Annotated in this window: 14 protein-coding genes and 1 riboswitch; of the genes, 8 read left to right on the top strand and 6 right to left on the bottom strand. The window is 71.6% G+C overall.

The window, feature by feature from the left end:
- The first annotated feature begins 21 nt into the window (after window positions 1–21).
- The gene (locus tag J4H91_RS15920) at window positions 22–966 is read left to right on the top strand and encodes a helix-turn-helix domain-containing protein (protein ID WP_208046477.1); all 945 of its coding nucleotides are present in this window, start codon (window positions 22–24) and stop codon (window positions 964–966) included.
- Window positions 967–1,125: 159 nt separating this feature from the next.
- Entirely contained in the window at window positions 1,126–2,625 is a 1,500-nt protein-coding gene (locus tag J4H91_RS11875) for an alpha/beta hydrolase (RefSeq protein WP_208046476.1), read from the top strand.
- A gap of 34 nt (window positions 2,626–2,659) precedes the next feature.
- On the opposite strand, the gene J4H91_RS11870 is transcribed toward J4H91_RS11875, so the two are convergent.
- The 5 genes from J4H91_RS11870 to J4H91_RS11850 all read right to left on the bottom strand — a co-directional run bounded on the left by J4H91_RS11870 (window position 2,660) and on the right by J4H91_RS11850 (window position 7,305).
- Window positions 2,660–2,875, bottom strand: coding sequence for a hypothetical protein (locus J4H91_RS11870; RefSeq protein WP_208046475.1), 216 nt, complete (start codon window positions 2,873–2,875; stop codon window positions 2,660–2,662).
- 228 nt (window positions 2,876–3,103) lie between these two features.
- Window positions 3,104–3,430, bottom strand: a complete 327-nt coding sequence (locus J4H91_RS11865) for a hypothetical protein (protein ID WP_208046474.1) — start codon at window positions 3,428–3,430, stop codon at window positions 3,104–3,106.
- Between the two features lie 67 nt (window positions 3,431–3,497).
- Window positions 3,498–4,532 (bottom strand): hypothetical protein, encoded by a 1,035-nt coding sequence (locus J4H91_RS11860; protein WP_208046473.1) that lies wholly within the window; start codon window positions 4,530–4,532, stop codon window positions 3,498–3,500.
- A 123-nt stretch (window positions 4,533–4,655) separates the two neighbouring features.
- Window positions 4,656–6,029: an MATE family efflux transporter gene (locus tag J4H91_RS11855; RefSeq protein WP_208046472.1), complete on the bottom strand. Its 1,374-nt coding sequence runs from the start codon at window positions 6,027–6,029 to the stop codon at window positions 4,656–4,658.
- A 55-nt stretch (window positions 6,030–6,084) separates the two neighbouring features.
- A complete protein-coding gene (locus J4H91_RS11850; protein ID WP_341783527.1) occupies window positions 6,085–7,305 on the bottom strand; it encodes an aminotransferase class I/II-fold pyridoxal phosphate-dependent enzyme in 1,221 nt (406 codons plus the stop codon).
- A 97-nt stretch (window positions 7,306–7,402) separates the two neighbouring features.
- Here J4H91_RS11850 and J4H91_RS11845 point away from each other — a divergent pair, with 97 nt between their 5' ends.
- Both J4H91_RS11845 and J4H91_RS11840 read left to right on the top strand, forming a co-directional pair.
- Window positions 7,403–7,741 (top strand): TIGR02611 family protein, encoded by a 339-nt coding sequence (locus J4H91_RS11845; protein WP_208046471.1) that lies wholly within the window; start codon window positions 7,403–7,405, stop codon window positions 7,739–7,741.
- A 72-nt stretch (window positions 7,742–7,813) separates the two neighbouring features.
- Window positions 7,814–9,814, top strand: coding sequence for a M13 family metallopeptidase (locus J4H91_RS11840; protein WP_208046470.1), 2,001 nt, complete (start codon window positions 7,814–7,816; stop codon window positions 9,812–9,814).
- Between the two features lie 3 nt (window positions 9,815–9,817).
- On the opposite strand, the gene J4H91_RS11835 is transcribed toward J4H91_RS11840, so the two are convergent.
- Window positions 9,818–10,612 (bottom strand): hypothetical protein, encoded by a 795-nt coding sequence (locus J4H91_RS11835; protein ID WP_243752923.1) that lies wholly within the window; start codon window positions 10,610–10,612, stop codon window positions 9,818–9,820.
- 149 nt (window positions 10,613–10,761) lie between these two features.
- On the opposite strand from J4H91_RS11835, the gene ppgK reads away from it, so the two are divergent.
- The 4 genes from ppgK to J4H91_RS11815 all read left to right on the top strand — a co-directional run bounded on the left by ppgK (window position 10,762) and on the right by J4H91_RS11815 (window position 14,736).
- A complete protein-coding gene (ppgK, locus tag J4H91_RS11830) occupies window positions 10,762–11,502 on the top strand; it encodes a polyphosphate--glucose phosphotransferase (RefSeq protein WP_208046469.1) in 741 nt (246 codons plus the stop codon).
- Window positions 11,503–11,547: 45 nt separating this feature from the next.
- Window positions 11,548–11,640, top strand: a riboswitch (TPP riboswitch).
- A complete protein-coding gene (gene thiM / locus J4H91_RS11825; RefSeq protein WP_208046468.1) occupies window positions 11,631–12,500 on the top strand; it encodes a hydroxyethylthiazole kinase in 870 nt (289 codons plus the stop codon). It overlaps the preceding riboswitch by 10 nt.
- The gene (gene thiE, locus J4H91_RS11820) at window positions 12,497–13,225 is read left to right on the top strand and encodes a thiamine phosphate synthase (protein ID WP_341783526.1); all 729 of its coding nucleotides are present in this window, start codon (window positions 12,497–12,499) and stop codon (window positions 13,223–13,225) included. Before thiM ends, thiE begins: the two co-directional genes overlap by 4 nt.
- Window positions 13,222–14,736 carry a bifunctional hydroxymethylpyrimidine kinase/phosphomethylpyrimidine kinase gene (locus tag J4H91_RS11815; protein ID WP_208046467.1) on the top strand — a complete coding sequence of 505 codons (1,515 nt, stop codon included), beginning with the start codon at window positions 13,222–13,224 and terminating at the stop codon, window positions 14,734–14,736. Before thiE ends, J4H91_RS11815 begins: the two co-directional genes overlap by 4 nt.
- Window positions 14,737–14,853: the final 117 nt, after the last annotated feature.

The following is a 14,853-nucleotide window of genomic DNA, read 5'->3' as shown; positions in this document are numbered from 1 at the left end:
TCGCGCTGATAGCGTTGCATCGTGACAGACCGCGATCGAGGCAGGCCGAGTGCGCCCCGCCTCGAGGGGCTCGCCGAGGGCTCTCTCACCGAATACAAGCACGGCGACCTCGCCCGTGCCGGTGTCAAAGGCGTCGGGGGTGCTCCCGCGGTCAACGCCCGTGTGCGGGCGTTCGGTGCGATTCTCGTCATCGAGGCCTGGGGCTCCGGCTCCGAGATCGAGCGCAGGCCGTTGCGGCCGGGGCTGCCGACGATCGACATCATCTTCATCGAACGCGGCGAGTTTGAGTATCTCGAAGGCGGCTCCTGGCGGTCCGGGCTCGGGTCGTTGCTCATCGCCCCGAGCGGGTTGCCGCACCGTGCGCGATTCCTGGGGGAATGGAGGTTTCTCGTTGCGCGCGTGCCACGGGAGGCGCTGCTGCCGTATGTTCCGACGCTCGAAGACTCCGTCGGGATCTTCTCGGATCTGACGATGCCCGAACGCGCGATGCGCGCGTTCCTGACACAGGCTGTCGGTGACGACCTTGCGGTCTCCGAGTCCGAGAGCCGCACGGTCGATCGGCAGGTGCTCGACATGGCGGGCACGCTCGTGCTGGGCCGTCAGGGACGATCCCTCCCCCCCCCCGGCACTCCGCGAGCGGTGCTGCGCCAGCGCTCCCTTTCGCTCATCGCCGACCGCAGCGGTGACGTGCGGTTCACCCCGGATGCGCTCGCGGCAGAGGTCAACTCATCGTTGCGGCGCCTGCAGGAGGCTTTCGCCGAGGTCGAGAGCACGGTCGCATCCGAGATTCGCAGAGAGCGCGCTCGAGTGGCGCGGTCGTTGCTGCAGGATCCCCGCTTCGACGGCCTCGATGTCGGCGCGGTCGCTGCGCGAGCCGGGTTCGGCTCGATCGTGAGCCTGCGGCGGGCGCTCAGCGAGATGTACGGACTCTCCCCGCGCGAACTGCGCAACAGCCGCGCCGATTGAGCGGGATCCTCCGAGTCGCGTGGCTGATGCCTGTCTGCGCACCGAGCGGCATATCGCGCGCGGTCGGTGCAGATTGCGCAGGGTTCGCCTCTCGGAGTGCAACGGGCCGGTGGGAAGCGCCATGATTGCTCCATTCGTCAGCACTCGAAGGGGAACGACATGGGGAAACGAATTCTGGGGGCGGTTGCCGTCCTCGCCGCAGCAGCGCTGCTGAGCGGTTGCGCGGCGACCGCCGATGATTCCGAGAGCGCGCGCCAAGCCGAGATGTTCCCGGGCGTCTACGCCCAAACGATCGAGTGGGGCGAGTGCGACGAAGAGTTCGGGTTGAGCGAGGAGCTCGAGGCGCGCATCATCGAGCTCGGGGTAGCGGCCGACGAGTACGAGTGCGCGATGGTGGAGGCACCACTCGACTGGAACGATCCCGGCAATCGGGAGACGATCGAGCTCGCGACCGTGCACATCTCGGCGACGGGCGAGAAAGAGCCGATCGGCACCCTGCTGAGCAACCCGGGCGGGCCGGGGGCGAGCGGTCTCGACTTGGCCTACGGCCTGCCGACGGTGCAGGCCTTCGCGCCGATTCTCGAGCAGTACGACATGCTCGGTTTCGATCCGCGAGGGATCGGCCGCAGCACCCCGGCCGAGTGCGAGGCGGTGTCGGGCATCGACGAGCTCAACCTCGCCGCCTGCGCCGATGAGCACCCGATCGCCCTCTCGATGGGCACCTCGCAGGTCGCTCGCGACATGGAACTGCTGCGGACGCTCATGGGCGACGACGCGATGCACTATCTCGGCTATTCGTACGGGACGATGCTCGGCGCCACGTACTCGACGCTGTTCCCCGAGCAGGTCGGGCGCATGGTGCTCGACAGCTCATCCGCGGCGGACTGGGCGAGCCCCAGGGCCTCTTTCGATCAGTCGGTCGCGATCGCGCAGCAGGTCGGCGCGCTCGTCGAGGGGTGCGGCACGCAGTACGAGGTGTCGAGCTGCCCGATGCGGAGCGAAGCCGATGTTGTCGCGGCACTCGAAAAATACACGCAGGAGCCGATGCTCGCGAGCGACGGCACCGAGGTGACCGGGGAAACGCTCTACGGGTTTCTCGTCACCTCCCTGTATCAGGGGACGGTCGGTCGCACGCTCGTGCTCGATACCGTGGGCAGCGCCGTCGCCGGCGGGCAGGAGCAGATCGACATCATCGCCGAGGCGATGCGCGAGGGGGGCGCGGCGGTGAGTCTCGACGGTGCCATCGTGCGCTGCCACTCGTTCCCGAGCGACCCCGACCTCATCGGGTTCATGGAGCACGTGGAAGAGGTCGGGATTCCCGAGCTGTTGGGAGGCCCCGAGATCTCCGACGATACACTGCGCCCGTACATGGACCTCAGCTGCGGCGCGCTGCCCAACAGCGGTGATGACGTGACCGATGCGTTCTCGGGATCGCCCGCCCCGATCCTCGTCATCGGGATCACCGGCGACCACGCGACGCCCTACGAGGGATCGCAGGAGCTGGTGCGGGAACTCGGCAACGCCGCGCTGCTGACGCTCGAGGGCAGCGGGCACGGGGCTTCGTTCTCGGACCGATCCAGTTGCGCCGACGCGGCCGCAACCGCCTACCTGCTGAAGGGCGAGCTGCCTGCGGAGGGGACCGTCTGCACGGACGACTGAGCGCGAACTCCGTGCGAAGCGCCGCTTCCAGCGCCTAGACGCTTGCTGCGGACAGCAGCCGGAACAGCAGCAGCATGATCCCGGTCTGAGCGACGCCGAGCACCGCGCCGATGATGATGCCCGTCCAGGCGAGCCCGTTGCCGCGCGTGCCGCGCACCCAGTTCTGCCGCAGCGCGAAGACGCCGAGCACCACGGCGACGAGACCCGCGAAGAAGGAGACGACGAGCGTCGCGACCGAGAGCCCGCCCATCGGCGGCCTCGCCGAAGCGTAGACCTGTGCCGGGCCCTGCGTCTGCGCGTACCCGTAGCTCTGCGAGTATGTCGGCGCAGGCGGATGATGCGGTGCGTGTCCCTGCTGCGCGGGCTGCGGAGCCTGCGGGAACCCGGCCGCGTCGACCTGCGGTGCGTGCTGCTGCGGCCCCGCTTCTGGTGCGGCCGGTGGTGATTGCTGCGGATCGGGGGTGGGGTGCTCATGCCGTTACCTCGCATTCCAGGCGCGCCAGGCATCGGGTGTCGCGTCGACGGCGCCGCCCGATGCGGTCGGGGGATAGTTCATGCCGATCCAGGTATAGGGATCGAACAGCATGTATTCGGCGCTGCGCATGACCTCGGTGATGTCTGCGCCGCTCTCGTCCATGAAGGCGAAGTAGTTGTCCGCGGCGTAGTAGGCCATGCCGCTCGTGGCGCTGCCGCCGAAGGCGTCGCTGCCCACGAGGCCCTGGAGACCTTCGTTCGGCGTCGCCGCGACCGCGGCCCGCACCTCGGGCTGCAGGGTGAGCCTGATCCCGTCGTGCGGTGAGGCCACCACGTCCTCGACGTATCGCGCGTATCCCTCGGTGCCGAACTCGTAGGCGATGGCGCTCGTGTCCTCCTCATAGCGGGAGTGCGGGAAGGTCGTCCATCTCCAGCGCGTGCGCGAACTCGTGGGCGGCGAGCCTGAGGACCAAGGATCCCTGCTCCTGGACCTTCTTGCCGTTGAAGGCGGCGAGGGATCCGCTCTGGCCGCCGGATATGCCCGGCTCGAGTAGCACTCCGCGCTCCCGAGCAGCCTCGCTCGCGCCGTGAGTGACGTCCAGCGGGGGCGAGACCAGTGCGACGCCGTTCTCCTCCCAGTCGCGGTCCACCTCCAGGCGGTGCTCGCCCACGCCGTAGACCGCGTCCTGATAGCGGGCGCTGTCGTCGGTGATGAAGGCCGGGAAGCCCGGGACGTCCGCGTAGCCCGAGGTCGCGATCTCCGTCTGCAGCACGCCGGCCGCCGCGGTCTGCGCCGTTCCCGCCACGGCGTCGACCCGCGCGGCCTCGTCTGCGTAGCCGAAGACGACGGCGTTGTCGCTGCGCACGACGTAGACCCCGGCCGGATCATCCCACGGCATCGGCTTGCGGGGTGCGATCTCGACGATGCGGTGCGAGCGGGTGTCGTCGTCGCCGCCGTCGACGGTCACGTCGTACTCGAAGCTCTGCGTCAGGATGCCGCATCCCAGGCTGTCGGGTGCGCAATCCGGTTCGGGGCCGTCGGCGCCGACGGAGAAGCGCTGCTGGGTGAAACCGAGATCGAAGGCTAGGAGCATGCCGTCGGCCTTCGGGCGCTGGGGATCATAGGGATCGTCGCCGGAGAGCTCCTCGTCGCTGAAGACCTCGTCGGCCATGCCGACGGTCCAGCCGATCTTCTTCGTCTCGTCCCAGATGCGCGCCAGGTGATCCCTCGCCTCGCCCTCGCCCCACTTGATGAAGGCCTCGCGCTCGCCCTCGAGCATCGCCATCGACATGGCCGAGTAGATCTCCTCGCTGTTCTTCTCCGCGAGCGCGGCCGCCTCACGGTCCATCTGCCCGGAGCGCGCGGAGATGAGCATCTCGCTGCCGGCGATGCCGCCGACGATGAACGCGAAGACCGCGATGAGGCCGATCACATGCTTGAGCGGGAGCCACGGTCGCTTCGTGCCACCCTGCGGTGACGTGGACGAGGGGAAGGTCTGCTGCGAAGCCTGGTCGGGGTGCTGCCTTCCACTATCCTCGCATCTCTCGCCCGGCACCTACGTCCCGAGCCGCACCCAGCGGTCGCTCCTGGCCCGCAGACCCAGTGTCAGCGCGCGCACGCCCATGAACACGACCGTGAATCCCGCCGTGAGCGCCACGAGGCCGGCCGTGCCTCCCGGCACGAGCCGGGTGAGCAGCCACAGCACGGGGAGGTAGGCCGCGAGATTCAGGAGGCTCGTCCACGCGAGGTAGCGGGCGTCACCCGCCCCCATGAGCACGCCGTCGAGCACGAAGACGAAGCCGCCGAGGGGCAGCGACAGCCCGAGCACGAGCACGGCCGGCGGCAGAATCGCGAGGATCGCGGGGTCGCTCGTGAATACCCGACCGACGACCGGACTCGCCGCCGCGAGCAGGAGGCCGATGCCGGCGCCGCAGGCGACGCCCCAGAAGGTCGTGCGGCGCACGACGGCTCGTGCCCGCCAGGCGTCGCGCGCGCCGAGCGCCTCGCCCACGAGGGCCTGCGCCGCGATCGCGAGCGCGTCGAGGGCGAACGCAGCCGTCGAGAAGATCGTGAACACCACCTGGTAGCCCGCCGTGGCCGCCGTGCCGTGGCTCGTCGCCGCGAACACCGTGGCCAGCAGTGCGGCGCGCAGGCCGATCGTGCGGATGAAGAGCCACCCGCCGCTGCGGCCCGCGTGGCCCAGGCCCTCGCGGTGCGGCAGGAACCCCGCTCCCGCCCGCCGCGCGTGCCGTGCGATGACGACGAGGTAGACGGCCACCATGCCCCACTGCGCGAGCACCGTTCCCCACGCGCTGCCGGCGATGCCGAAGCCGAGCCCGTAGATGAACCACCAGTTGAGCAGTGCGTTCACGGCGAAACCGATCGTGGCGACCGCGAGCGGCGTCTTCGTGTCGAGCAGCCCGCGCAGCAGCCCGCTCGCCGCGAAGACGACGAGCATCGCCGGGATGCCGAGGCACGACACCGTCAGATAGGCGAGCGCCTGGCGGGCGGTGTCGGGTTCCACGTGGAACATCGCCACGAGGGGACCGCTCGCGGCCCAGATCGCCGCGCCCACCACCACGCCGATTCCGAGGGCGAGCCACAGCCCGTCGATACCCGCCTGCACGGCTCCCCGCTCGTCGCCCGCCCCGCGTCGACGCGCCACGAGCGGTGTGGTCGAGTAGGCGAGGAACACCATGAGGCCGACCGCCGTCTGCAGGATCGCGGCCGCGACCGCGAGCCCGGCGAGGGGTGTCGCCCCGAGGTGACCCACGAGCGACGAGTCGACGATGAGGAACAGCGGTTCCGCCACGAGCGCGCCGAGCGCCGGGATCGCGAGGTGCGCGATGCTGCGGTCGATGCGTTTCCGGGCTCCACGATCCCTCTCGGGCGCGCTCGCCTGCTTGTCGGCCCCCTGCTCGCTCGTCACGCGTCCACGCTACCGCGGACGCGGGTAGCGCTCGCGTGAGGCGGCGACCGGCTGCTCAACCAGCCGATGCCAGCACCCGGAGCCGCTCGATCGCGGTGCGGATGGTGGCCTCGTCCTTCACGAAGGTGAAGCGCACCCAGGGTGCGAGGGCCGCGGCGGTGGGGGATCCCTCGCGGCAGAACGCCGAGATCGGCACGCAGGCCACGCCGGCCAGTTCGGGCAGGGCGCGTGCGAACGCGGCCCCGTCGGGCATCTCGGTCGACAGGAACGGGCTCGCGTCGGCGCACACGAAGTAGGTGCCGCCGGGGCGCACGGCGTCGAAGCCCGCGGCGCGGAGGCCGTCGAGCAGCAGGTCGCGGCGGTGGGCGAGGGATCCGCGCAGCGCCTCGATGTCGGCGTCGCCGTCGGCGAGCGCGCGGGCGATCGCGGGCTGGAACGGCGCGCCTCCGGAATAGGTGAGGAACTGCTTCACGGCGAGCATCGCCTCGATGAGCTCGGCCGGCCCCGTCGCCCACCCGACCTTCCAACCGGTGAGCGAGAAGGTCTTGCCCGCCGACGAGATCGTGATCGTGCGTTCGGCCATGCCCGGAAGCGTCGCGATGGGCGTGTGCGCGAGGCCGTCGAAGGTGAGGTGCTCGTAGACCTCGTCGGTCACGACGACGGCCCCTGCGCGGCGGGCGGCGTCGGCGATCGCCTCGAGCTCGCGGGCCTCGAGCACGGTGCCCGTCGGATTGTGCGGCGTGTTCACGATGATGAGGCGCGTCCGCTCGCCGATCACGGCGTCGAGCGCGGCCGAGTCGAGCCTGAAGCCGCCCTCGCGAGGGATCAGCGGGATCGTCGTGTGCGTCGCCCCCGCGAGCGCGATCGACGCCGCGTGCGAGTCGTAGAAGGGCTCGATCGTCGCGACCTCGTCGCCCGGGCCCGCGAGCGCGAGCACGGCGGCGGTGATCGCCTCGGTCGCGCCCGCGGTGACGAGCACCTCGGTGCCGGGGTCGAGCTCGATGCCGTAGCGCCGCCGCTGGTGCGCGGCGATCGCAGCGCGGAGCGCGGGGATCCCTCGCCCCGGAGGGTACTGGTTGGCGCCGTCGCGGATCGCCCGCACCGCCGCCTCGCGGATCCACTCCGGCCCGTCCTCGTCGGGGAAGCCCTGGCCGAGGTTCGCGGCGCCCGTGCGCTGCGCGAGCGCCGTCATCTCAGCGAAGATCGTGGGTCGGGTGGAACCGTCGGGCGCTTCGAGGCCGGTCGCCTGCGCCACTGCTCGCCAACGAGGAATCACGCCTCAAGTCTAGGGTCGCGGCCCTGCGGTGCGGCGAGGGATCGGCGATCGCCGCACTGGGCGTTCGCGCAGCCGCCCCGTTTACGCTGTCGAGGGTATGAGGGATCCCTACGCAGACGACGCGGAGAAGGCGGGCCGATTCGCCCGTGCATTCCACGCGTTCACGCAGCGCTGGCGCGCGTGGCTGGAGCGCAGGCCGTGGCTGCGGCGCCTGTACAAGACGCTCGTGACGATCCTGGGCGTCCTCGTCATCCTGGCCGGCGTGGTCATGCTCGTGCTGCCGGGGCCGGGATGGCTCACGATCTTCGCCGGCCTCGCGATCCTCGGCACCGAGTTCCACTGGGCCAGGCGGCTGCTCGGCTGGCTGCGGCAGAAGCTCGCCCGGCTCTGGGAGCGATGGCGGCTGTACCGCGCCCGCCGCGAGGCCGCCGGTTGAGCGCGCCCTCCGCCGGTCGAGCGAGGAGCTTGCGAGAGTCGAAACCCCGGTCGTCTCGGTAGGCTGGTGCGCATGAGCAACGCAGCGCCGGAATCAGCCGAGTCCGGCATCGACCTCGCAGAACTCGACCCGGCGATCCGCCCCCAGGACGACCTCTTCCGGCACGTCAACGGCAGGTGGATCGAGCGCACCGAGATCCCCGGCGACAAGGCGCGCTACGGCTCCTTCGCCGTGCTCGCCGAGAATGCGGAGGAGGCGGTGCGCGACATCATCACGCACACCGAGGCGCCCGCTCCCGGCCTGATCACCGGTGGCTCCGAGGCGGAGGCCGACAAGGTCGCGGCGCTCTACGCGAGCTTCATGGATACCGAGCGCGTCGACGGCCTGGGCGCCGAGCCCATCGCCGCCGACCTCGAGCGCGCGCTCGCCGTGTCGTCGGTCGAGGAACTGGTCGCGACCGTCGCGGCCTTCGAGCGGCAGGGTGTCGGCGGTTTCTTCGGCATGTTCGTCGACAACGACCCGGGCGACCCTTCCCGTTACATCGTGTTCGTGATGCAGGGCGGCATCGGGCTGCCCGATGAGTCGTACTACCGCGAGGAGCAGTTCGCCGAGATCCGCGAGCAGTACCGCGCGCACATCGCCCGCATGCTGCAGCTCGTCGGCATCGCGGAGGGCGAGGCCGCGCACCTCTCCGCACTCGCCTACGATCTCGAGCAGCGGATCGCGGCGAAGCACTGGGACAAGGTCGCGAGCCGTGACATCCAGAAGCTCTACAACCTGCGCACCTTCCAGGGGCTCTGCGAGACCACCCCGCAGCTCGACTGGTCGGCCTACCTCGCCGCGATGGGCGCCCCCGAGGCGGCATTCGCCGAGGTCGTCGCCGCGCAGCCCGAGGCGCTCGCCGGTCTCGCCGAGCTGCTCGTCGACGACGAGCTCGAGTCGTGGCGCGCGTGGCTCGCCTGGTCGATCGTGCGCGGCTCGGCCGCGCTGCTCTCGCAGGAGATCTCGCGGGCCAACTTCGACTTCTACGGCACTGCGCTCACGGGGGCGCCCGAGCAGCGCGAGCGCTGGCGCCGCGGCGTCTCCTTCGTGGAGGGCGCGATGGGCGAGGCCGTCGGCCGCCTCTACGTCGAGCAGCACTTCGACGAGGAGTCGAAGGCCGAGATGGACGTGCTCGTCGGACACCTCATCGAGGCCTACCGCGAGTCGATCGAGGGGCTCGACTGGATGGGGCCGGAGACGCGCGAGCGCGCGCTCGAGAAGCTCGACCGCTTCACTCCGAAGATCGGCTATCCCGTCAAGTGGCGCGACTACTCCGCGCTCGCCGTCGACGCGGGCGACCTCGTGGGCAACTCGCGCCGGGTCGCCGAGTTCGAGTTCCTGCGCGAGCTGGGCAAGGTCGGCAAGCCGATCGACCGCGACGAGTGGTTCATGACCCCGCAGACGGTCAACGCCTACTACAACCCCGGTTTCAACGAGATCGTCTTCCCGGCCGCGATCCTGCAGCCGCCCTTCTTCGACGCCTCCTGGGATGCCGCGACGAACTTCGGCGCGATCGGTGCGGTGATCGGCCACGAGATCGGCCACGGCTTCGACGATCAGGGATCGCGCTACGACGGCGACGGCAGGCTCACCGACTGGTGGACCGAGGACGACCGCGCCGCGTTCGAGCAGCGCACGAAGGCGCTCATCGGCCAGTACAACGCGCTGTCGCCGGAGGGCGCCGACGGCCAGACCGTCAACGGCGAGCTCACGATCGGCGAGAACATCGGAGACCTCTCGGGGCTCGAGATCGCGTGGAAGGCCTACCTGCGATCTCTCGGGGGAGCCGAGCCGCCCGTCATCGACGGCCTCACGGGCGCCGAGCGCTTCTTCCTGTCGTGGGCGACGGCGTGGCAGCAGAAGTCGCGGCCCGAGGAGACGGTGCGACTGCTCACGATCGACCCGCACTCGCCCAACGAGTTCCGCTGCAACCAGATCGTGCGCAACCTCGCGCCGTTCCACGAGACCTACGGGACGCAGCCGGGCGACGGCCTGTGGCTCGACCCCGACGAGCGCGTCAGCATCTGGTAGGCGTCACCGCTGGCCTAGGCCCGGCTCCGCGGACACCTCGGTCTGCGGCTCCGCAGCCGACCGCTTCCGGGGCAGCGCCTTCCGAGCTACCCCGAGTGCGCGGCGCTCGAACGGCACCGCGCCCTCCCGCGGTTCGATGTGGAGCGGTGAGATCAGCGGAGCCGGCCCGAATGCGAGGCGCGACGCCTTGACCACCCGGCGACCGAGGACGTTGTTGCCGACGCCGCCGATCGCGGCGCCGACGCCGAACGGCAGCGCCTTGCCGATCACCGAGGCGGTGCCGCGCTTCGCGAACTCGCGCATGAACTTCGCCTTGAGCTGGTCGACGAGCGGATTCATGACGGCGCGCGGCAGCGATGAGACGACGAGCTCGCCCCAGTAGTTCGCGCGGGCGGGACCCCCGGCGGCCTGCCTGCCGAACTGGGCGACGAGGTCCGATCCCTCGCGGCCGAGCAGGAGGCCCATGACCAGGGCCCTCGCCCGGTCCGGGTCGTCGACCGCGGTTCCGTGCACCTCCGCCACCGACTGTGCGAAGAGCGCCGTCGCCTCGAGGAAGCCGACCGTCTCGGCGCCCGACAGCGCGAGCGCAGCGCCGGTGCCGATCGACGGGATCACGGCGGTCGCCCCGATGCCCGCGCCCGTCGTGGTGACGAGCGCGAGGTAACGGAACTCGAGCGCGCGCACGAGCGCCGCGGGATCGGAGTCGGGGTGGCGCAGCCGGACGCTGCGCAGGTGGGCGAGCACGGCGGGTCGCTGCACGGTGAGCACGCGGTCGAGCGCGCCTTCGATTGCGTTCATAGCGTGCATGTTAGATCGCGAGCCCGAACGCTTCCGGCATGAGCCGCCCCGGGAGTGGCCCGATCTCCCGTTTGACGCGCGCGGCACCGGTCGGGAAGACTCGGTGCTGTACATCGCGAGCACGCGCGGAACCCGATGGGAGGAGCACGATGAACCGAGCGTTCGGCCTCGACATCGGGGGCACAGGCATCAAGGGGGCGGTCGTCGACCTCGACACGGGCGAGCTCCTGAGCGAGCGCATCCGCATCCCCACCCCGCAGCCGTCGACCGTGGAGGCCGTGCTCGACACGGTCGAGCGGATCGTCCACCAGGCCGGATGGGAGGGGCCCATCGGCTGCACCTTCCCCGGTATCGTCAAGCAGGGCGTGATCGGATCCGCGGCGAACGTCGACACCTCGTGGATCGGCGTCCACCTCGCGGAGCGACTCACCGACCGTCTCGACCGCCCGGCGACGGTCCTGAACGACGCCGACGCGGCGGGCCTCGCCGAGATGCGGCTCGGTGCGGGTCGCGGTGAGCCCGGGGTCGTGCTGCTGCTGACCCTCGGCACCGGGATCGGCTCCGCGCTCTTCGTGGACGGCCGCCTCGTGCCCAACACGGAGCTCGGCCACCTCGAACTCGACGGTTTCAGAGCCGAGCGGCGGGCGGCCACCTCCGCGCGCGAGCGCGACGAGCTCTCGTTCCGGGTCTGGGCCGAGGAGCGCCTGCAGCCCTACTTCTCCCACGTCGAGACCCTGTTCTCGCCCGATCTCTTCATCGTCGGCGGCGGCGTGAGCCGCAAGGCCGAGAAGTTCCTGCCGCTCCTCTCGTTGCGCACCCGCATCATCCCGGCCCAGCTGCGCAGCAACTCGGGCATCGTGGGCGCCGCCCTGCAGTCCGCCCGAGCCTGAGCGGCTCGCACGACCCCGGAGAGCCGGTCGTGCGCTACACTCGCTCGCAGTGACACGGGGTGCCGCACAGCGGCTGAGAACACACCCGTCGAACCTGATCTAGTTCGTACTAGCGAAGGGATGTCGCGATGAGCGATTCTCAGCACCCCGTCCGCCCCGCCGACCCGAGCCCCGTTCCCGTCGAACTCGCGGAGACAGCCGCAGTCATGCTCTCGGAGGTGAGGGATCGCAGTCCGCTCGTGCACAGCGTCACGAACAACGTGGTGACCGGCTTCACGGCCAACGTTCTGCTGGCGCTCGGCGCCGCTCCCGCGATGGTCGACATCGTGGGGGAGGCCGGTCTCTTCGCCGGGGCCGCCGACGGGCTGCTCGTGAACCTCGGCACCCCGGCCGTCGAGCAGCGGGACGCCATGCGGGAGGCCGCGGCCGGTGCGAACGAGGCCGGCACGCCGTGGGTGCTCGATCCGGTCGCGATCGGCGTGCTGCCGATCCGCACGGCGCTCGCCGCCGAGCTGGTGGCCGCGCGTCCCACCGCGGTGCGCGGCAACGCCTCGGAGATCCTGGCGCTCGCGGGCGCCGGAGCGGGCGGTCGCGGCGTCGACGCTTCGGACGACGCCGAGTCCGCGCGACCGGCCGCGCTCGAACTGGCGCGGCGCTTCGGCGCGGTGATCGCCGTCTCGGGCCCCGAGGACCTCATCACCGACGGCTCCGCGGTGGTCCGCGTGGCGAACGGGCACGAGCTGCTCACCCGGGTGACCGGAGGCGGCTGCGCGCTCGGATCGGTGATCGCGGCGTTCCTCGGCGTTCGCGGCGACCGTTCCGTGCTCGAGGCCGTCGTGTCGGCGCACGTGGCGTACGAGGTCGCGGCCGAGCGCGCGCTCGAGTTCGCCTCGGGCCCCGGCACCTTCGCCGCGCACTTCCTCGACGCCCTCGCGGCGGTCTCGCCCGACGAGGTGCGCGCGGCGGCGCGCATCCGCTTCGAGGAGGTCGCGGCGTGAGAGCGGCGGTCGATCCCTCGCCCTCCCGCAGGCCCGACCTGTCGCTCTACCTGGTCACCGACCGCGAGCTGTGCGGCGCGCGCGGCGTCGCGGAGACCGTGCGGCGCGCGGTCGACGGCGGTGTCGGCATCGTGCAGCTGCGCGACAAGCACGCCGATGCCGACGAGCAGCTGCGGCAGGCGGAGGAGATCGCGGCGGCGATCGACGGGCGTGCGGCCTTCGTCATCAATGACCGGCTCGACGTCGCGCTCGCAGCGAGGGATCGCGGCATCCCCGTCGACGGCGTGCACCTGGGGCAGGGCGACACCGCGGTGCTGGGCGCCCGCGAGGCGCTCGGTTCCGATGCGATCATCGGTCTGACCGCGAACACCGAGGAGCACCTCGCTGCCGTCGCGCGTCTGCCCCGCGGCACGGTCGATCACCTGGGCGTCGGGGTCATCCGGCCGACCTCGACGAAGCCCGACCACCCGCCTGCGCTCGGCGTCGACGGGTTCGCCCGGCTGGCCGCGTCGTCGCCGGTGCCCTGCGTCGCGATCGGCGGAGTGCGTCTCGAGGACGCCGCCGGGCTGCGCGCCGCGGGAGCCGCCGGCCTGGCGGTGGTCTCGGCCCTGTGCGCGGCCGACGACCCGGAGCGCGCGGCGCGCGAGTTCCTCGCCGCGTGGCACGCGGGGCAGGCCGGTTCCCGACCGGCCGGCCGCGGCGCGAGCGACGGAGTCGGCCGATGACCCCGGGCGGCGCAGAGCGCACCGTCAACGTGCTCGCGATCGCGGGCAGCGACCCGTCGGGCGGCGCGGGCATCCAGGCCGACCTGAAGTCGATCGCCGCGGGCGGAGGCTACGGCATGGCCGCGATCACCGCCCTCACGGCGCAGAACACGCAGGGTGTGCGCGGCGTGCACGTCCCTCCGGCCGCGTTCGTCACCGCGCAGCTCGACGCCGTCTCGGACGACGTGCGCATCGACGCCGTGAAGATCGGCATGCTCGCCGACGCGTCGGTCGTCGAAGCGGTGGGGGAGTGGCTGCGCCGCGTGCGCCCGCCGCACGTCGTGCTCGACCCCGTGATGATCGCGACGAGCGGCGACGCGCTGCTCGATCCGGCGGCCGCCGATGCGCTGCTGCGGCTGATCCCTCTCGCCGATCTCATCACACCGAACGTGCCCGAGCTCGCGGCGATCGCCGGTGATCCGGCCGCGACGTCGTGGGAGGCCGCGCTCGAGCAGGCGCTCCGCGTGGCTCGGCGTCACGGTGTGCGCGTGCTCGCCAAGTCGGGGCACCTCGAGGGATCCCTCGCCCCCGACGCCCTCGTGTTGCCGGACGGCTCCGTCGCCGAGTTCGCGGGGCAGCGCATCGAGACCTCGAACACGCACGGCACCGGCTGCTCGCTGTCATCGGGCATCGCTACCCGCGCGGCGCGCTTCGCGGGCGACTGGGTGCGCGCGGCCGCCGAGGCGAAGGCCTGGCTGAGCGAGAGCCTGCGGGCGGCGGAGGTGCTCGAGGTCGGATCGGGCCACGGTCCCGTCAACCACCTCGCGGGCCTGTGGGCGCGCGGCGGGCTCGAGACACGGCCGTCGCCCGAGGAGATCCGTGAGGAGTGGTGGAGCGGCATCGCCGAGGTGCGCCGTCAGACCGACGAGCTCGGCTTCATCCGGCGGCTCGTCGACGGCACGCTCGCACGCCGCGACTTCCTCGACTACGTCGCGCAGGACGTGATCTACCTCCGCGCCTACGCCCGCGTGCTCGCCAGGGCCGCCGAGCTGGCGCCCACGACCGAGGAGCAGGCGTTCTGGGCGAAGGCCTCGCAGGGCGCGATCATCGGCGAGATCCTGCTGCACCGCGATCGGCTCGGGGCTGAGGCCGCCGACGCGGCGGCCTCAGGAGCGGTACCGGCCTCGCCCGCGACGGAGGGATACGTCAACCACCTGCTCGCCGCGGGCACGAGGGGCTACGAGGAGGGCATCGCTGCCGTGCTGCCGTGCTACTGGGTGTATTCCGATCTCGGCATGCGTCTCGCGCGGGGCGAGCTCGGTGTCTCGGCGCGGGCCTCGGATCACCCCTACGCCGAGTGGATCGCCGCCTACGACAACGCCGAGTTCGCGGCCGACACGGAGACCGCGATCGGGTACGTCACACGAGCGGCCTCCCGCGCCGATCCGGCGACCAGGGATCGCATGCGACGCGCCTTCGAGGCCGCCGCCGTCTGGGAACGGGAGTTCTTCGGGCAGACCGCGGCCGGGTAGGACGCGGTCGGCCGTCGCCGGCCCGGGCCGCCGGGCGTCGTTGCCCCACTACCGGCATCGAGGGGTGGGGGGCCGCCCAGCGGCCGCCCGCCCCCGGAGAACAACAAAGGGGGGGGG

Origin of the sequence: Leucobacter ruminantium (assembly GCF_017565705.1) — a bacterium.
Lineage (GTDB): Bacteria > Actinomycetota > Actinomycetes > Actinomycetales > Microbacteriaceae > Leucobacter > Leucobacter ruminantium.
This window is presented reverse-complemented; position numbering and strand designations above follow the sequence as displayed.